Source organism: Micromonospora sp. IBHARD003 (assembly GCF_056106285.1).
The window spans coordinates 3808475-3826951 of the sequence record NZ_JBWBBX010000001.1 but is presented as its reverse complement, the minus strand read 5'-3'; the positions used below and the strand labels follow the sequence as shown (position 1 = coordinate 3826951).

At 73.1% G+C, this 18477-nt stretch carries 15 protein-coding genes; 6 read left to right on the top strand and 9 right to left on the bottom strand.

What is annotated here, in order from left to right:
- Positions 1-5 precede the first annotated feature (5 nt).
- From ACTWOL_RS16905 to ACTWOL_RS16890, 4 genes are all read right to left on the bottom strand, one after another.
- Complete coding sequence (locus ACTWOL_RS16905; RefSeq protein ID WP_474297558.1) at positions 6-1325, bottom strand: SGNH/GDSL hydrolase family protein; 1320 nt, start codon at positions 1323-1325, stop codon at positions 6-8.
- Positions 1326-1445: 120 nt separating this feature from the next.
- Positions 1446-3089, bottom strand: coding sequence for a DNA repair helicase XPB (locus ACTWOL_RS16900; protein WP_474297557.1), 1644 nt, complete (start codon positions 3087-3089; stop codon positions 1446-1448).
- Positions 3090-3228: 139 nt separating this feature from the next.
- A complete protein-coding gene (locus tag ACTWOL_RS16895; RefSeq protein WP_474297556.1) occupies positions 3229-3912 on the bottom strand; it encodes an ABC transporter ATP-binding protein in 684 nt (227 codons plus the stop codon).
- Positions 3909-5018: an ABC transporter permease gene (locus ACTWOL_RS16890; RefSeq protein ID WP_474297555.1), complete on the bottom strand. Its 1110-nt coding sequence runs from the start codon at positions 5016-5018 to the stop codon at positions 3909-3911. Before ACTWOL_RS16890 ends, ACTWOL_RS16895 begins: the two co-directional genes overlap by 4 nt.
- A gap of 150 nt (positions 5019-5168) precedes the next feature.
- Between ACTWOL_RS16890 and ACTWOL_RS16885 the strand changes: the two genes are divergently transcribed.
- Together ACTWOL_RS16885 and ACTWOL_RS16880 are read left to right on the top strand one after the other, a co-directional pair.
- Entirely contained in the window at positions 5169-6449 is a 1281-nt protein-coding gene (locus ACTWOL_RS16885; RefSeq protein WP_474297554.1) for a sensor histidine kinase, read from the top strand.
- Positions 6446-7081 (top strand): response regulator, encoded by a 636-nt coding sequence (locus ACTWOL_RS16880; protein ID WP_474297553.1) that lies wholly within the window; start codon positions 6446-6448, stop codon positions 7079-7081. Before ACTWOL_RS16885 ends, ACTWOL_RS16880 begins: the two co-directional genes overlap by 4 nt.
- Positions 7082-7145: 64 nt before the next feature.
- Here the strand turns inward: ACTWOL_RS16880 and ACTWOL_RS16875 are convergent, their stop codons facing one another.
- Complete coding sequence (locus ACTWOL_RS16875; RefSeq protein WP_474297552.1) at positions 7146-9731, bottom strand: helicase-associated domain-containing protein; 2586 nt, start codon at positions 9729-9731, stop codon at positions 7146-7148.
- A gap of 115 nt (positions 9732-9846) precedes the next feature.
- On the opposite strand from ACTWOL_RS16875, the gene ACTWOL_RS16870 reads away from it, so the two are divergent.
- The 3 genes from ACTWOL_RS16870 to ACTWOL_RS16860 all read left to right on the top strand — a co-directional run bounded on the left by ACTWOL_RS16870 (position 9847) and on the right by ACTWOL_RS16860 (position 12590).
- On the top strand, positions 9847-10992 hold the full coding sequence (locus tag ACTWOL_RS16870) for a hypothetical protein (protein ID WP_474297551.1): 1146 nt from the start codon (positions 9847-9849) through the stop codon (positions 10990-10992).
- Between the two features lie 104 nt (positions 10993-11096).
- Positions 11097-11780 (top strand): HAD family hydrolase, encoded by a 684-nt coding sequence (locus ACTWOL_RS16865; protein WP_474297550.1) that lies wholly within the window; start codon positions 11097-11099, stop codon positions 11778-11780.
- A 426-nt stretch (positions 11781-12206) separates the two neighbouring features.
- A complete protein-coding gene (locus ACTWOL_RS16860) occupies positions 12207-12590 on the top strand; it encodes a cold-shock protein (protein ID WP_138054570.1) in 384 nt (127 codons plus the stop codon).
- A 149-nt stretch (positions 12591-12739) separates the two neighbouring features.
- Here ACTWOL_RS16860 and ACTWOL_RS16855 read toward each other — a convergent pair whose 3' ends face one another.
- From ACTWOL_RS16855 to ACTWOL_RS16840, 4 genes are all read right to left on the bottom strand, one after another.
- Complete coding sequence (locus ACTWOL_RS16855) at positions 12740-13594, bottom strand: 1,4-dihydroxy-6-naphthoate synthase (RefSeq protein WP_474297549.1); 855 nt, start codon at positions 13592-13594, stop codon at positions 12740-12742.
- Entirely contained in the window at positions 13591-14367 is a 777-nt protein-coding gene (locus ACTWOL_RS16850; protein ID WP_474297548.1) for a futalosine hydrolase, read from the bottom strand. The genes ACTWOL_RS16855 and ACTWOL_RS16850 overlap by 4 nt, the downstream gene beginning before the upstream one ends.
- 19 nt (positions 14368-14386) lie before the next feature.
- Positions 14387-14860: a hypothetical protein gene (locus tag ACTWOL_RS16845; protein ID WP_474297547.1), complete on the bottom strand. Its 474-nt coding sequence runs from the start codon at positions 14858-14860 to the stop codon at positions 14387-14389.
- Between the two features lie 269 nt (positions 14861-15129).
- Positions 15130-16497 carry an MFS transporter gene (locus ACTWOL_RS16840; RefSeq protein ID WP_474297546.1) on the bottom strand — a complete coding sequence of 456 codons (1368 nt, stop codon included), beginning with the start codon at positions 16495-16497 and terminating at the stop codon, positions 15130-15132.
- Between the two features lie 310 nt (positions 16498-16807).
- Here ACTWOL_RS16840 and ACTWOL_RS16835 point away from each other — a divergent pair, with 310 nt between their 5' ends.
- The gene (locus tag ACTWOL_RS16835) at positions 16808-17716 is read left to right on the top strand and encodes a DUF3027 domain-containing protein (protein WP_474297545.1); all 909 of its coding nucleotides are present in this window, start codon (positions 16808-16810) and stop codon (positions 17714-17716) included.
- Positions 17717-18477: the final 761 nt, after the last annotated feature.

The following is an 18477-nucleotide window of genomic DNA, read 5'->3' as shown; positions in this document are numbered from 1 at the left end:
CAGGCTCAAAGACGGGACGACGACCGTTCGCCGATCAGTGCGGTGAGATCCACGCTCCGGGCCATCCGTGCGTATCCCGCGTCGTTGAGATGGAGGTGGTCGCCCGAGTCGTAGGCCGGGTCGAGCCGTTCGGGTGCGTACGGATCGCGAAGGGCCCGGTCGAAGTCGAGGACGGTGTCGAAGACCGTGCCCGTGCGTATCGCCGCGTTCACCTCCTGCCGCACGGCCTCCAGGGCCGGGGTGTGGCGGCGGTGCCCCTCGAAGGGCATGAGCGTGGCCCCGGCGACCCGCAGCCCATGGGCCCGCGCCTGCCGGGCGAGCCCGCGCAGACCGGCCGTGACGGCCTCGGGGTCCGCCGGCCGGGGCGGGCGGATGATGTCGTTGATGCCCAGGGCGACCACGACGACCCGGGCGCCGGACCGGTCGAGCACATCGCGGTCGAAGCGGGACAGCGCGCTGGGACCGGTGCCGTCGCTGAGGACGCGGTTGCCGCTGATGCCCCCGTTGACCACTCCGTACGCCCAGCGGCCCGTGCGCAGCCGTTCCGCGAGGATGTCCGTCCAGCGGTGGTCGGTGTCAGGGGTGGAGCCCGCACCGTCGGTGAGGGAGTCGCCGATGGCGACCACCGTGCCGCGGGCGGCGGGAGCGCGGACGTCGACGGCCGTCAGATAGTGCCAGGACGAGGTGCGCCTGCTGTAGGCGCCGCCGCCGGTGTCCCGCGTCCGGTCGCCGTCGGCGAGATAGGAGGTCTGCCGGGCGCGGGCGTGCAGGGTGACCGTGCCGGGTGCGGGGACGTGCACCGTCACCAGCAGATGCCCGTCCTCCGGGACGGGGAGAGAGGCCGGGTCACTGACGACGTGTCCGCCCGGCGGCACCGTGACGGAGGGCCGCCCGGCGAACAGCACCTCGCGCAGCGTGCCGGGCACCGCGCCGGCGCCGCCCGCGGCGACGGCGACGGAGGCGTGCCCGATGCGCAGGGGGGTGGCACCGAAGAGGTTGGAGAGGGTGATCCGGGCCTGGCTGCCGCCGAGGCTGGTGTGGACGACATTGCGCACCGAGTAGCCGCCGGCGGGGGCGACCCCCGCCTTCCCGGGCGCGGCGGACCAGGTCCCGGCCCAGCCGGCCGTTCCCACGGCCTGTGCCGCCGCACGGCCGTGACCGCCGCTGCCGGTCGCGGATCCGGCCGTGGCTGCGGCTGCGGCTTCGGTGCCACGGCCGTGCCCCTTGCCGATGACGGTGAAGGTGGTGATGATCGCGGCGCAGATCACCAGGACCAGGGCGACGAGCGCGGCGAACGAGCCGTACCCGGCCCGCTGGATTTTCATGAACACATCATCGGATATGCCGGCAAGGGCCCGGCATCCGCCCCCTCCTTCGGGCCCCGGTTCGGGGCACCGGACCCTCGGCTCGGTCCCCGGTCCTCAGTCCTCGGTCCCCAGCCCTGGTTACCCGTCCGCCAGCAGCCCGTCCGCGTCCATGATCTGGTACGCGTAGCCCTGCTCCGCCAGGAAGCGCTGGCGGTGGGCGGCGAAGTCCTGGTCGATCGTGTCGCGGGCCACCACCGAGTAGAAGTGGGCCTTGTGCCCGTCCGCCTTGGGGCGCAGCACGCGGCCGAGGCGCTGGGCCTCCTCCTGGCGGGAGCCGAAGGTCCCGGAGACCTGGATGGCGATGGTGGCCTCGGGCAGGTCGACGGAGAAGTTCGCGACCTTCGACACGACGAGGACGGAGATCTCTCCGTTGCGGAACGCGTCGAAGAGCTTCTCACGCTGTGCGTTGGGCGTCTCGCCCTTGATGACCGGGGCCTGCAGATGCTCGCCGAGCTCGTCCAGCTGGTCGATGTACTGGCCGATCACCAGGGTCTGCTGGCCCCGGTGCTTGCGCACCAGCGCCTCCGTCACCCGGCGCTTGGTGTCGGTCGTCGCGCAGTAGCGGTACTTCTCCTCGGTCTCCGCCGTCGCGTACGCCAGCCGCTCGGACTCGGTGAGATTGACCCGGACCTCGACGCAGTCGGCGGGCGCGATGTAGCCCTGCGCCTCGATCTCCTTCCAGGGCGCGTCGAAGCGCTTCGGTCCGATCAGCGAGAACACGTCCGACTCGCGGCCGTCCTCGCGCACCAGGGTCGCCGTCAGGCCGAGCCGGCGGCGGGCCTGCAGATCCGCCGTGAACTTGAACACCGGCGCGGGCAGCAGATGCACCTCGTCGTAGACGATGAGACCCCAGTCGCGGGAGTCGAACAGCTCCAGGTGGGTGTAGATCCCCTTCCGCTTGGTCGTCAGCACCTGGTACGTGGCGATGGTGACCGGGCGGATCTCCTTCTTCGCGCCGCTGTACTCACCGATCTCGTCCTCGGTGAGCGAGGTCCGCTTGACCAGTTCGTGCTTCCACTGCCGGGCCGAGACGGTGTTGGTGACGAGGATCAGCGTCGTCGCCTTGGCCTGCGCCATGGCGCCCGCGCCGACAAGGGTCTTGCCCGCGCCGCAGGGCAGCACCACGACGCCCGAGCCGCCGTGCCAGAAGCCCTCGACGGCCTGCTTCTGGTACGGCCGCAGACCCCAGCCCGACTCGTCCAGGTCGATGCGGTGGGCCTCGCCGTCGACGTAACCGGCGTGGTCCTCGGCGGGCCAGCCGAGCTTCAGCAGTGTCTGCTTGATCTGGCCGCGCTCGGACGGATGCACGGACACGGTGTCCGGGTCGAGCCGGGCGCCCACCAGCGGCTGGATCTTCTTGGAGCGCAGGATCTCCTCGAGGACGGGCCGGTCGGTGGTGGTGAGCACCAGTCCGTGGGTGGGGTGCTTGAGGAGGGTGAGGCGGCCGTACCGGGCCATCGTCTCGGCGACGTCGACGAGCAGGGCGTGCGGTACGGGGTAGCGCGAGAACTCCACGAGCGCGTCGACGACCTGCTCGGCGTCATGCCCGGCGGCACGGGCGTTCCACAGCCCGAGGGGCGTGATGCGGTACGTGTGGATGTGCTCCGGCGCCCGCTCCAGCTCCGCGAAGGGCGCGATGGCGCGACGGCAGGCGTCGGCCTGGTCGTGGTCGACTTCGAGCAGGAGCGTTTTGTCGCTTTGGACGATGAGCGGTCCGTTCACCCGTGTGCCCTTTCCTCGCGGCGCCCGTGCGGATGCGTGCAGCCAAACCTCCAGTTTGCCCTAAGGGCGGCGTGCGCGGGCGGCCGTGGCCACAGAGGGACGGCGGCGCCGTGCCCGGCCGGGCGTAGGGGCGTAGGGGCTACCCGGTCGTGGCCGGGAGACGCAGGCGCCCGTCGTGGACTTCGGCGATCCGGTCGGCCGCGGTCAGATGGGCGTGGTCGTGGGTGACCAGGATCGTGGCGGTGGCCTTCTGGTGGGTGAGCCGGGTGATCAGGTCGATGACGGCCGCTCCGCGTTCGTGGTCCAGGGCGCTGGTGGGCTCGTCGACCAGCAGCACGGTCGGGTCGTTCATCAGCGCGCGGGCGATGTTGACGCGCTGCCGCTGGCCTCCGGAGAGCTGGTGGGGGCGGCGGTCGGCGTGGTCGGCCAGGCCGACGGCGTCGAGCAGTTCCATGGCGCGGGGGCGGGCCCTGCCAGGGGAGCGGCCGTCGATCCGTGCCAGGACCTGGAGCTGTTCGGCCGCGGTGAGCGAGGCGATGAGGTTGGGCTGCTGGAAGACGATGCCGATCGTGCGGCGGCGCAGTGCGGTGAGTTCGCCGCGGGTCATGCCGGTGGTGGTGGTCCCGTCCACGGTGACGGTGCCGGAGTCGGGCGTGATGAGGGTGGCGGCGACGGCCAGGAGGCTGGACTTGCCGGAGCCGGAGGGGCCGACGACGGCGGTCAGGCTGCCCTTGGGCACGTCCAGCGTGACGTGCTGGAGGGCGGTGAGCCGGCTGTCGCCGTCGGGGTAGGTGAGGGTGATGTCGTGCAGGGTGAGGGTCATCGTGCGCTCCCCAAGGCGGTCAGCGGGTCGACGGAGGTGATGCGGCGGATGGACAGGGCGGCCCCGAGCGCGCCGAGGAGGATCATCACGGCGGCGGGGACCAGGACGGTGGCGGGGGTCAGGAGGAAGGGCACCGGACCTCCGGAGATCACGGCGCCGACGCCGGCGGCGAGGGCGGTTCCGGCCAGGGTGCCTCCGACCAACAGGACGACGGCCTGGCCGAGGGCGTCCTTCAGCAGGTCGGCGGTGGAGGCGCCCAGGGCCTTCAGCACGGCGACGTCGCCGCTGCGCTGGATGGTCCACACGGTGAAGAAGGCGCCGATGACCAGGGCGGAGATCGCGAACAGGAAGCCGCGCATCAGCTGCAGGGAGCCGTTCTCGGAGGTGTAGGAGCCGATCGCGGACAGCGAGTCGTCCTTGGAGACCGTCCTGGTGCCCGCCGCCTCGTCGGCGGCATCGAGGTCGGCGCCGGATGCGGTGTCCAGGGCGATGACGGTGGCGGTCCGCTCGCCGCCCTTTCCTGCCGGGGGTGCGGTGGCCTGCCAGGTGCCGAGGCTGGTCCAGACGACAGGGGTGTGGCTGAAGGAGGCGTCACCGCTCACCGCGGCGACGGTGACGTTCCGCCCGGACAGGGAGATGGTGTCGCCCGCGCTGACACCGAGTTCGCCGGCGGCGGTGGTGGAGAGGACCGCCGTGCTGTCGCTGATCTTGTCGCTGTCGGGGGCGAGCGCGGAGCCCGGCTTCACGCCGAACGCGGACACACCGGTGCTCCTGTTGCCGACGGTGGCCCTGGTGGTGGTGATCCCCAGGGGTTCCGCACTGTTGACGCCGGGCGTCCCCGCCCACTGCTGCCACTGCTTCTCCGTGACGGTGGAGTCGGAGTACGACAGCTTCCCGCCCTCGCCCGGCGCGCCGAAGGCGATCCTGTCGGCGGGCAGAGTGGTGATCGCGGAGATGTTCTGCCGGCCGAGCCCGGCGGTCAGCCCGGACAGCAGCCCGACCAGCAGGGTGATCAGCACGATGACGGTGCCCATCAGGGCGAAGCGCCCCTTGGCGAACTTCAGGTCTCTCCAGGCGACGAACAAGGCTTGGGCCTGCCCTTTCACGGGGTGGGAACGGTATGTCCCCACCGTCGCCGCCAGGCCTCCGCGCGGGCATCCGGCCCAGGACAGCACTTGCCGCGTCGAAAGGCGGTGCGCGGGTTGTAACTTTCGATGGAAGCTTCGCCGGGTGCTTCTCCTTAGGCTGGACGGACTGTGAACACCGCCGCCCCCGATCTGACCCCCACCCCTCGTGCCCTGGCCTGGTGCCTGCACCTGCTGGTCGTCGGTCTGCTCGGCCTCGCCGCCGGCCGGGCCGTGGCCGACCGGCTGCCGCACGCGGGAGGGGTCGTCGCCGCGACCGCGGTGTGCGGCCTGGTGTATGCGGCAGGGCCTGTGCTGCCCGGCGTCCGCCGCTCGCGGCGGGCCGCTGCGCTGTGGCTGGCCGCCGTGGGCGCCTGCTGGCTGGTGCTGCTGAGCCTGTCCGCGGACGGCGTGTGGGTGGCCTTCCCGCTGTACTTCCTCCAGCTCCATCTGCTGCCCCGCCGCGCCGGACTGGCCGCGGTGGTGGCCACCGCGGTGGCGGCCATCGCGGGATTCGCCGCCCACCAGGGCGCCTTCAGCGCGGCGATGGCCATCGGACCCGCCCTCGGTGCCGCTGTGGCGGTCGCGGTGGTGTGGGGGTACCAGGCCCTGTACCGGGAGAGCGAACAGCGCAGGCATCTGATCGAGGAGCTCACCGCCACCCGCGCCGACCTGGCCGCCGCGCAGCACACCGCCGGCGTACTGGCCGAACGGGAACGCCTGGCCCGCGAGATCCACGACACCCTCGCCCAGGGCCTCTCCAGCATCCAGCTGCTGCTGCGTGCGGCCGAACGAGCCCTGCCGGGCAGCCCCGACAGCGCCGCCCGCTACGTCGACCAGGCCCGCCAGGCCGCCGTCGACAACCTCGCCGAAGCCCGGCGCTTCGTCGCCGCCCTCACTCCACCCTCGCTCGACGACACCACCCTGCCGGACGCCCTCCGGCGCCTGTGCGCCACCACCAGCACCCGCCACCGGCTCACCGCACGTCTCCACCTCACCGGCGACCCCGTACCGCTGCCGACCGCATACGAGGTCGCACTGCTGCGCATCGTCCAGTCCGCCCTCGCCAACACCGTCCGCCACGCGGAGGCCACCACCGCCGAGGTCACCCTCGGCTACCTCGGTGACCACATCGCCGTCGACGTCGTCGACGACGGTTGCGGCTTCGACCCCGACCACCTGCCCGTCCCCGATCCCGAAAGCGGGGGCTTCGGCCTGGCGGCCATGCGCGCCCGCGTCCACGCGCTCGGCGGGACGCTGACCGTCGACGCCGCCCCGGGGCAGGGCACCGCACTGGCCGCACTGCTCCCCCTCCCCCCGCCCACCGAGTCCCAGACCGAGTCCCAGACCCGGACTCGAACCGAGTCCCACACCCAGGTTCAGACCGAGACCCAGACCGAGGCGCGCCCGTGACCGACACCCTCATCCGTCTGCTCCTGGCCGACGACCACCCCGTGGTCCGGGCAGGACTGCGCGCCGTACTGGAGACCGAACCCGGCCTCGAAGTGGCCGGCGAGGCCGCCACTGCCGAGGACGCCGTCGCCCGCGCGGCGATGGGCGACATCGACGTCGTGCTGATGGATCTGCAGTTCGGCAAGGGGATGAACGGTGCCGAGGCCACCGCCCGGATCACCGCCCGGCCGGACGCCCCCCGCGTGCTGATCGTCACCACCTACGACTCCGACGCCGACACGCTCCCCGCCATCGAGGCCGGCGCCACCGGCTACCTCCTCAAGGACGCCCCACCCGAGGAGCTGGCCGCCGCCGTGCGCACCGCTGCCGCGGGCCGCACCACGCTGGCGCCCGCGGTCGCCGACCGGCTGATGAACCGGCTGCGCACCCCCGGCACCGCCCTGACCCGGCGCGAGGGCGAAGTCCTGTCCCTGGTCGCCGAGGGCCTGTCCAACCAGGCCGTCGGCCACCGGCTCCACCTCACCGAGGGCACCGTCAAGTCCCATCTGGCGCGCATCTACACCAAGCTCGGCGTCGACTCCCGCACCGCCGCCGTCGCCACCGCCACCGAACTCGGCGTCATCCGCCGCTAGTGCTGTGGCCGGAGAACCTATACGGCCACAGCACTAGGCGGCGCCTTCCTGAGCCGCTCAGCCGTCAGGCGTGCGGTTCGTCCGCCAGTTCCGCGACGCCCGTGATCCGGTGCAGCGGGTACGTACGGACCTCGTCGGCCGTGTGGTCGTACGCCGTGACGAAGCCGCCCTCGACGCGCACGGGCGCGATGACCCGCTGGCTCGCGGCCCCGTCGGCGTTGACGTAGCCGATCCAGAGGACGGAGCCGGTGAGGGCCGCGGCCTGGACGGTCGCGAGGGTCTCCGCCGGGGTCGTGCGGGGCAGCGTGCCGTCGGCGGGTGCGGTCGCGTCCACGGGGGCTCCCTCGTGGGGGACGGGTTTGCGGACGGCCGTCGCCGCCATGTCCCCGGCCCGGATCGCCTTCACCGCGGCGCCGAGCAGGGTGTCGTCCGGCGTCGGGGGGCCGTCCGGCACCGGGACGGGCGGAGTGCGGGGCGGAGTGCGGCGGGCGTCGGCGCGGGTGATCAGCACATCGCCCTCGGCCGACTCGGCGGCCGGTGCGTACCCCATCGCACGCAGCCCCTCCAGCAGTGCCGCCGGATCGGCTTGGGCAGCCAGCACGGTGGGGGCGAGGCGGCGCATCCGCAGTGACTGCGAGCGGCGGTCCGCGAGGATCTCCTCGAGCAGGGCGTCGTCGTCGCAGCGTACGTACGCGGACGCCGCGCCGATCCGGAGGTGGCCGTGTCTGCGGGCCACGTCGTCGATCAGATAGCTCAGCGGCTGCGGCACGGGCGTGCGGCTGTGCCTGGCCAGGAACGCGTGCAGGTCCGCGGCCGCCTGTCCGGCGTCGAGGGCGCGCCGTACCGATGAGGGCGTGAACCGGTACACCGTCGCGCCACCCTTCGATTCCACGTCCGCAAGGACGCCGAGGGCGTCGGCGAGCGGACGCTCGAGCGGGCCGGGCGCGACCGCGGTGAGATCGGCCTGGAGCAGCACGTGGTCGAGCGGTGCGGGGAGCAGCGGCGCGATGGTCAGGGCCACGAGGCGGGCCCGGACGGCGAGTTCGCCCGGGGTGGGCACCGGAGCGGGTGCGCGGACGGCGGCGGTCGTGGCGGGGGCCGGGGCTGTGCCGGTGGCCCCGGCGAGCAGGGCGCGCGCGGCCGAGGAGAGGGCGCCGCGGCCCGTGATGCCGAGGAGTTCGGCCTCGGTGAGGGTCCAGCCGGCGATTCGGGAGCGCAGGTCCAGGGGTTCGGGGCGGGCGGCGCTCTGCGAGGGCGCCTGGGCGGGGCGGACCGGGCGTTCCCACTGGAGGCGGGCCAGCACCGTTTCGGGCTGCGGGGCGACGCCGGCCGGGAGCTCGGCCAGCAGGGCGAGTACGCGGTGGCGCACCTCGGGGGCGGGGCTGCGGTCCAGGTCGGGGCCGAGCGCCGCGAGGGTGCGCCCCTTGGAGTCCTGGCCGCCGACCAGACCGGCCGTGCGGGTGGCCGTGAGCCAGGCCGTCGCCAGCTCCGTCCAGCGTTCGGCCGCCGGAAGGTCCAGCCACCGGTCGTACGCGGGCGTCGGGGCGAAGCGTTCGTCGGCCTCTCCGTCCGATGCCAGCAGTCCGGCGGTGTAGGCGAGTTCGATCCAGAACGGGGCGATCGTCTCGGTGGCGTCCAGTGTCGCAGCGGCCCGCTTGAGGTCGCGTACGGCGAGACCGCCGGCTCTGAGCACCTGGGGCCCGTTCGACTGCCACTCCTTGAGGAGTTCCTCCACCGTGGCGAGCGCGGTGTGGGCCTGGCCCGCCGCGGTGCTGTCCACAACCTGTGGACGGTGTTCTGCGGCGACGGCCACCTCGGGCGGCACCGGCTCCGGCTTGCGGTGGGCGCGGCCGCCGCGCAGATGGAGCGCCGCCTCGCGGGGCAGCACCACCGTGCGCGGTGAGGCCGGCAGCAGCAGCCCGTGGTCCCGCAGCCAGCGCACCGGCGGCGCGGGATCGGCGGTCACCTCCCCGTACGGCGGCCCCCACACCAGCCGGTCGAGCACGGCCAGGGCCTCCGACGGTGCGGTGTCCAGCAGCGCCGCCATCCGCTCGCGGTCCGTGAACAGCCCGGCCAGCGCGCCGACGGCCGACACGGGGTCATGGGTCGCGGGCAGCCCGGCGGTGGCGAGGATTTCCTGCAGCCGCCCCGGTGACATGCCCGCCGTGGCCTCGGCGACGGTCGGCCCGAGCCCGGTGGGCGAGGGGTGGGCGGGGGACGGGGCGAGCAGCTCACGGGCGGTGCGCACCAGCCGGAGCCGGTCGTCGTCGCCCCAGACCAGGGCCTGTCCGCGCAGGACGGCGAGGGCGCGGGGGAGGGCCGCCTCGACGCCGGGGTCGCCGTCGTCGCCCGCGAGAAGGGCCAGGACGGTGGCGTACGAGGCGGGCTCCGAGGCCACCGCAAGCGCCTGTGCGGACTGCAGGGTGAACCGGTCGAGCCGCTCCAGCGCGCGGACGACGGACGCGCGTGTCCCGGCCCGGGTGGCCAGTTGGGTGATGTCGTTCGGAACCGGGCTCAGCAGGTCGGGGCGTGCGCGCAGCAGCGCGGTCAGTCCATCGTCGCCGCGGTTGCGCAGCGCCTCGGCCAAGGTGCGCGGTGCCGGACGCGCCGTGCCGCTGTCGCCGCTTTCGCCGGCCGTGGTTGCGGGCACGTGCGCCTCCCGATCGAGCTCACCGGTCCCCATCCGCCCCACGTTAGCCCCTGCCCGCGCGCTAACGTCGGGCCAGGGCGCCCACCGGTACCGGGCGCGCCGTGGAGGGGCGACCGTGGGGATCGAGAGCGACCAGCTTGTCTTCGACTACCTGAGCCGGGTCGGAGACCTGGCCCAGCAGCGCCAGCTGCCCTCGGGGACCAGGATGCAGCTCGTGACGTCGTTGCGGAACGAGATCGACCGGCAGCGCGCGAATGTCGGCACGGACAGCCCGACCTCGGTGCGCCGCATCCTGGGACGGCTGGGGACGCCCGACGAGGTGGTGGACGCGGCGGCCGACGGGGCCGGGGGCACTTCCGTGTCGCCCGCCGCGCGCGGGCGTACGGACGCGCGCGGGGACTCGGTGCCGGACTCCTCGGTGCCGGGCGCCAGGGTGCCGGAGCAACGGGCCCGCCCGGCCCGGAGATTCGTGCCGCGCCCCCGCGGATCGCAGAAGACGCAGAAGACGCAGAAGACGCAGAAGACGCAGAAGAGGCAGGGGCCGGAGTCCGCAGGGCTGTCGCCGTCCGTCGCGACACCGCCGCATCTGGCGGGGATGGACGAGGTCGGTACGTCCGGCGGCGAACCGGACTGGTGGCGCATCGGGCCGGGGGAGGGCGGCATCGGTGGCTTCGTGGGCGGCGTGGAGATCCCCGAGATACTGAAGCCGCCGCGGACCGGGAACGGCGAAGACGGCGAGAACGGTGCGGACGCTGCGGACAGCGAGGGCGGGGACGGTCCGGGGCTGGAACACGCCCCGGACGGACCCCAGGACGGCGCCGGGGACGGCGGATCGTCCGGTGCCGCGCCGCGCCGACGCCTGCTGCCGGGGCTGCGCCGTCGTGGGGACGGGGCCACGGCAGCCCTTTCCTCCTCCCGGCGCACGCTCGGCAGCCCCTTCCTCCTGATCGCCGCGGCGCTGCTGGTCGTCGGCACGATCCTGGGGTCCTGGCCGGCACTCGGCCTCGGCTGGCTCCTCGCGTACGCCTCGCGCACGCTCACCCGCACCCAGGCGAAGTGGGCGGTCCTCGGCCTGCCGGGCGCGGTCGCGGGGGCGGCGGCGATCTGGCTGTGGGGCCGCGTCAACGGCCACTGGGGCGAGCCGATCGCGCAGGGAGGCGACGCGATGGCGGCCGTGCTCGCGGGTACCTGGCCCTGGGTGGTGCGGGGCGCGGCGATCGCCACGGCCCTCTATCTGGTCTGGCGGGCCCGCAGGTCCTGACGGGGCGGGAGCTACGCGGCGCGGCCGGTACGGGTCACTTACGGGTCACACCGGAGTCCGCCCTGCCGAACAGGTGCCGGGAGGGCACCCCGCACAATGGATCCATGGCACGGAACCCGCTCACCGTCGGCTTCGATCTCGATATGACGCTCATCGACTCCCGCCCGGGGATCCGCGCCGCCTACCGCGCGCTGTCCGCCGAGACGGGCGTCCCCATCGACGCCGACCTCGCCGTCACCCGGCTTGGGCCGCCGCTCGAGCAGGAGCTCGCCCACTGGTTCCCCGGCGACCGGATCCGGGAGGTGGGCGACCACTACCGGAAGAACGTCTACCCCGTGCACGCCATCGCCCCGACCCTCGCCATGCCCGGCGCCCGGGAGGCCGTCGCCGCGATCCAGGCGCTCGGCGGGCGGGTGATCGTCGTCACCGCCAAGCACGAGCCGAACGCGCGGCTGCATCTGGACCACCTCGGCATCGAGCCGGACGCGATCATCGGCTCGCTCTGGGCCGAGGCCAAGGCGGAGGCGCTGCGCGAGCACGGAGCAGGGGTGTACGTGGGCGATCACACGGGGGACGTGCGCGGCGCGCGGACGGCGGGGGCGCTGTCCGTGGCCGTACCGACCGGGCCCTGCGGGGCGGACGAGCTACGGGAGGCGGGGGCGGACGTGGTGCTCCCGGACCTCACCGCCTTCCCCGGCTGGCTCGCCGCCTACACGGGCTCGGAGCCGTCCGCGCCCTACGCCTGTGCCGACCCGGACGCCGGCCCAGACGCCGAGGTGCGCGCCTGACGGCGCTGGACCGCGATCGACCGCAGTACCCCCGCGCCCGCGATCAGGAAGCCGGCACCCATCAGCATGCAGACGGCGTAGGCGACCGGAGGGAACGGCTCCGTACCCAGGAAAAGCGGGGCCACTGTGACCAGAGTGGCCACGGCGCCGAGAATGAAGACGATCCCGCCGATACGTACCAGCCCATCGCCGGGCCCCGCTGAATTCGTTTGGGTTTCATGAGTCACCCGACCAGGGTAGTTCCCAGCGCACAGGAACCACCGGGGACGTCTTGTCACCGGGCGCGGGACCATTAGCCTTGTGTGCTGGCGGGTCGGGCGACCCGCTGCAGTGCTATCCAGACCGTTTTTCAGACTAGTTTTTCCGCATTTTCGGCATTTTCGGCATTTTTCGCAATTCCCGACGAGTACGAGGACGAGGACAGACGTGCCTACCGGCAAGGTCAAATGGTTCAACAGCGAGAAGGGCTTCGGCTTTCTCTCCCGCGACGACGGCGGCGACGTCTTCGTCCACTCGTCGGTGCTTCCTGACGGAGTCGACAGCCTCAAGCCCGGCCAGCGGGTCGAATTCGGTGTCGTCGCAGGTCAGCGCGGTGATCAGGCGTTGTCGGTGACGGTTTTGGACCCCACTCCCTCCGTCGCCGCGGCGCAGCGCCGCAAGCCCGACGAGCTGGCGTCCATCGTCCAGGACCTGACGACCCTCCTGGAGAACATCACGCCGCAGCTGGAGCGGGGCCGCTACCCCGACAAGGCGCACGGGGCGAAGATCGCGGGGCTGCTGCGCGCGGTGGCCGACCAGCTCGACGTTTAGGCCATAGGTCGCCTGTCCGGAACAGCGCGGCGATGACATGAATCCGGCCGAGGGGCGCAGCGCCCCTCGGCCGGTTCGTTGTCGTGCGCCGTCACACGCCCGTCGTGTGCACCCTGCCGCACACCGTCGGGGAGCCGTGCTGCCCGTCGTCAGGGGAAGGCGAGCGCGTCCGGTGCCAGCGGGGGCACCAGGCCCTCGGCGGCGGCTCGGGTCAGCAGCCCCCGGACGGCCGCGTATCCGTGCTCTCCCAGGTCGGCCGTGAACTCGTTGACGTAGAGACCGATGTGCTGGTCGGCCACGACCGGGTCCATCTCCTGGGCGTGTTCGAGCACATAGGGCCGTGACGCGACCGGGTCGTCCCACGCCATGCGCACTGACGCACGAGCTGATTCGGCCAGTGTTGCCAGGGTCGCGGCGCCGAGCGAGCGCCTGGCGATGATCGCGCCGAGCGGGATCGGCAGCCCGGTCGTGGACTCCCAGTGCTCGCCCATGTCGGCGAGGCAGTGCAGCCCGTAGTCCGGATAGGTGAAGCGCGCCTCGTGGATGACCAGGCCCGCGTCCACCTTGCCGTCCCGGACCGCAGGCATGATCTCGTGGAAGGGCAGGACGACGATCCCGCCCACACCCTCGGGGACGGCGTCCGCCGCCCACAGCCTGAACAGCAGATACGCCGTCGAGCGCTCGCTCGGCACGGCGACGGTCTTCCCCGCGAGCTGCGCCGCGTCCCCGGTGCCCGGCTCGCGGGTCAGCACGAGCGGCCCGCAGCCCCGGCCCAGCGCGCCGCCGCACGGCAGCAGGGCGTACTTGTCGAGGACGTAGGGCAGCACGGCGTACGAGACCTTCAGCACGTCCAACTCGCCGCGCTCGGCCATGGCGTTGGTGAGGTCGATGTCGGCCAGGGTCACATCGAGGCGGGGCGCGCCCGGGACCCGGCCGTGGGTCCATGCGTCGAAGACGAACGTGTCGTTGGGGCACGGCGAATAGGCGATCTTGAGGGTGGTCATGGGGCCTCCTCCTCGAAGACCGGTCCGAGCAGGGCGAAAGCGTCCCGCAGGGCGTCGAGGGCCTCGCGGATCCGCCAGGAGCCGCGGTCGCGCGGGCCGACGGCGTTCGACACGGAACGGATCTCGACGACCGGCACGCCCCGGGCGGCTGCCGCTTCCGCGACCCCGAAGCCCTCCATCGCCTCGGCGGCGGCCCTGGGGTGACGTGCGGTCAGCTCGGCGGCCCGGGCGGCGGTCCCGGTCACCGTGGACACGGTGAGCACCGGCGCGTACACCGCGTCCAGGACCTCGGCGATGCGTGCCGAGCGGGGTGACGGGACGTGGACGGAACGCCCGAAGCCGAGTTCGTCGACGGCGAGATACCCGTCGGGCGTGTCGGCTCCCAGGTCGGCGGCGACGATCGCGTCCGCGACGACGAGCGCACCGAGCGGGGCCGCCGACGGGAAGCCGCCCCCGATACCGGCGGACACCACGAGGCCGTATCCGGGTCCGTCCGGCCCTGGGCCCACGGCACTCCCGTACACCGCCGCCGTCAGCGCCGTCGCCGTGGCGGCCGCCGCGGCGGCCGGGCCGACGCCCGCGGACAGCACGTCGAAGGCCACACCGCGGCCGCCTTCGCACCCGAGCCCGTACCGGTGCGGCTGCTGCGCGGAAACGATTCCGGTGAAAGCACCCGCGACATGGGCGACCTCGGCACGGGCGCCCGCGGACACCAGCCCGGCGGCCACGCAATCCGCCTCCGCCGGCACCGCGGTCACGACGAGTACATGCATGGGGGCGAGCCCGGCCGGCTCAGTCCTTCTTCAGCGTGAAGTGCCAGATGCCGGTCAGCTTCTTGCCGGTGGTCTCCACGATGCTGACCTGCGCGGTGTCGGTCGCCTCACCCTGGGCGGCGAAGAACGCACTGGCGGGGATGGACCGGTACGTCTTGTGGTACGGCTCCTGCTCGGCCTGCTGGCCGCCGATGAACAGCGTCCAGCCGTTCTTGGCCACCTCGGGCTCCACGCCGAAGCGGACCCGGTCGTCCGAGCTGACCTTGATGGTCTCGCCGCCCTTCTTGTTGAGGCAGCCCTGGATCAGCGATTCCTTGATGGCCTTGCCGTCGTTGTAGCAGGCCGCTTCGGTGCTGACCGATTCCGTACCGACCGTCACGGTCGCGAGCGGCGTCGGCTTGTCGCAGGCGGAGAGTACGAGGAGGCCGGCGGACACGGCACCGAGGGCGGCGGCGGCCCGGCGGTGCTTGCCGGAAGAGAACGCAACGGTCATGGCCCGAAGGCTATCGGGCCCCCGGTGTCCCGCAGCGCGGGGGTGCGGCGTGGCGCTGCGTCCTTCGGCCGGCCCCCGCGTCCGGCGGCCGCGGTACGGGCGGAACCCGGGGGCCTCCGCGTGTTTCCACGCGCTCCGTGTTCTGTGTGTTCCGCACGGTTTCGTCCGTGTTTTCGCCGCGGTTTCGTTGGTGCCCGTGCCCGTGCCCGTGCCCGTGCGGCGTGCCCGCGCCGCTTCGTGCCCGTGCGGTCCGTGCCCGCACCGGTCCGTCACCGGACCCGCGGAGCCGCGCTCACCCGGCGCGGGGGCGGCAGGGACCGCCGTGAGGCCACCAGCAGGCCGTGCATGGCCAGCGCCGCGCCCGTCGCGAGGATCGCCGCCGCCACCGACATGCCCACCACGCCGTTCAGCGGCAGGGCGATCCCGATCGCGCCGCCCACCACCCACGCCATCTGCAGAAGCGTCTCCGAACGGGCGAACGCCGAGGTGCGCACCGCCTCCGGGACGTCCCGCTGGATCATCGCGTCCAGCGACAGCTTGGACAGCGCCTGCGTAAGCCCCGCGACCGCGCCCAGCACCGCCACCATGAGCGGGCTGAAGAAGACCGCGGCGAGCACCGCGGCCGACAGGGCGAGGGTCAGCCCGGCGGCGATGATCATCTCCGGCGGGCGGTGCCGCACCCACGCACCGATCGCCGTACCGCACGCATTGCCCACGCCCGCCGCGATGCCCACCATCACCAGCGACGCCGCCCCGCTCTGCCCGGCCAGCGGATGCACCCGGAGCAGGAATGCCAGGAAGAAGATCAGAAACCCGGAGAGCATGCGGTGCGCCGCGTTCGCCTGCAGCCCGTGCAGCACGGAGGGTCCGACGGTCCGCAGGCTCGGCTTGCGCTCGCCGTGCGTCAGCATGTGCGCCTTGTGCTCGCCCTTCGCCGAGTCGACCTTGTGGGGGAGGGTGAACGCCAGGAACGTGCCGGCGACGAAGATGGCGCAGGCCCCGTACAGCGGCCACGCGGGCCCGATCTGCTGCAGCCCGACCGCGACGGGTGCGGCGACGCCGGTGGCGACCAGACCGGCGAGGGTCACCCGAGAGTTGGCCTTCACGAGGGCGAAGCGCGGTGGCAGCAGGCGTGGCACGACGGCGCTGCGCACGACCCCGTACCCCTTCGACGCCACGAGGACGCCCAGCGCCGCCGGGTACAGCTCCAGCCCCCCGGTGGCGACCGCGCCGGACATGGTGAGCGCCAGCACCGCCCGGGTCATCATCGCGCCGGCCATCGCGGCGCGCCGGCCGTGCGGGATGTGGTCCAGCAAAGGGCCGATGACGGGGGCGAGAAGAGCGAACGGGGCCAACGTGATGGCGAGATAGAGCGCCACCCGGCCGCGGGCCTCGTCGGTGGGAACCGCGAAGAACACGGTGGAGGCGAGCGCCACGGTGATCATGACGTCCCCCGCGCCGTTGACCGCGTGGAGCTCGATGAGTTTGCCGAGCCCCGATTCCCCGGCGCCATGGGCGTGGGTGGCCCGGCGGATTCCTCTCGCCGCGCCGGTGAACGGCAGGTGCAGGGCACGGCCGACCGACCGAGCCGCCCTGCTCAGCGGCCCGGACACGGGGGACGACCTCGCGGCTGTCACCTCGTCATAGTGCCCTACGCACCTTCGCTCGGAACCGGGATTCGGACGGGCAGGTGGGCGGCGCGCCACGGAGGGGGTAGCGTGCGTAGCGCGCCACCGGCGGTAGTTCCCGGCCGCGCGCCTCTTCGTCATCCCGCAGAATGGGTGATGGTAGGTGTGCACGGGACTGGTTGCCCGGGCGCGGACGTCGATGCGGCGCTCCTCCAGTACCTCAGGTTCTCGGAGGTTTCCAGCCGCTCCGCCCGCTGCCCGTACATCGCGGCCCGGCCGGCGCGCACCCGTGAGACGGCGTAGGAGAGAAGCGAGACCTGTGAGTGCTGCGACGACGCGAAGCCGTACCCCCGACCGTCTGTGCGCCGAGGCGGTAGACCTCGCACGGGCGGCGGCCGAGGAAGCGGCGGCGCCGGGGGTGGTGGGCGAGCACGTCTCCGTCGTGTCCGAGGGCGACCGTGTGGTCACCCACCTCTTCGAATGCAAGGAACCGGGGTACCGGGGCTGGCGCTGGGCGGTGACGGTCGCCAGGGCGTCCCGCGCGAAGGCCGTCACGCTCGACGAAACCGTCCTGCTGCCGGGCACCGACGCGCTGCTCGCTCCGGAGTGGGTGCCCTGGAGCGAACGGCTGCGGCCCGGTGACCTGGGTCCCGGCGATCTGCTCCCCACCGAGGCGGAGGACCTCCGTCTGGAGCCCGGCTACTCGGGTGAGGACGCGCCGCCGCCGAACTCCGACGTCTCGGACGAGATGGCCGACAGGGTCGACGCGGAGGACGCGGAGATCGTCTCGCGCGCCCCGTCGCGCGGCGCGATCGGCGCGGTCGCGGATGAGCTCGGGATGCGGCGGGCGAGGGTGCTGTCGCGGTACGGGCTGCACATCGCCGCGGACCGGTGGGAGGAGGCGTACGGCGCCAAGACCCCGATGGCGCAGGCGGCGCCGGCGACCTGTGTGTCCTGTGCGTTCCTGATGCCGCTCAGCGGATCGCTGAAGCAGGCGTTCGGGGTGTGCGCCAACGAGTTCGCACCGGCCGACGGGCGGGTCGTGTCGCTCACGTACGGCTGCGGGGGGCACTCCGAGGCCGCGGTGATGCCGAAGCCGCCGCGTCCGGCGGCACCGGTGCTGGACTCGATGCGGCCGGACGAGTTCCCGCTGCGGCCGGCTCCGGACAGCGGGTCGGTGCCGGACCACGCGGATGCGGCGTCCCCGGACGACCTGGGTCACAGCTAGTGCTGTGACCGGATAGGTTCACCGGCTCGCGGCGCCCTGCACGGCGTCTCGCTGCGTTGTCGAATCACCCGAGTACATCCAGTACAAGGCCGATTCTCCGCCTGGCGATACACCGCACAGGACGCCGCGAGCTTCCCGGCAAACCTATCCGGCCACAGCACTAGGGGGCTTCTGACGGACCTCCGCGGCGTCGCGACGCCCGGCACGCCCCCACGGTCTTACGGCGTGGGAGGTACCCCCACTCGCCGCACCGGCCGAAAGCCCAAGTACGTCCAGTACGAGGGCTTCCAGCCGGCACTCCGAGAGCACGCACCGGGCGCCGCTCCTTCCTCCACGGAGATCCATCAGAAACCCCCTAGGCCTTTCGCCACGACCGGATAGGTCCCGGCCACAGCACGACGTCCTGTCCGCCCGGACAGGACGTCGTGATGTCCGGGCGGACAGGACCTGGAACGGCCCGGTGCGGAGCCGAGAGGTGTCGCCGGGCCACTCCCGGCGAGCGCCGGTGTGTCTCCGGGGCCTGCCGCGCACCGCACCCACGTGGGCGAGCGGCGCCGATCCCGTACACCGGCACGTCGATTTTCTCCGCGTCCCCGACGCAGTGGCCTCCGCAGTGCCCGTGCGGCTGTCTCCGCGGTTCTTTCCGCGTCCGCAGGGCAGACACACGACCGGAGCCAGCCGTCCGACGCGGTACCTTCGGGCCGCACCGGTACGCGGTCAGAGGTACACCGGTATCAGGGACAGAAGAGAGCGGAGACAGG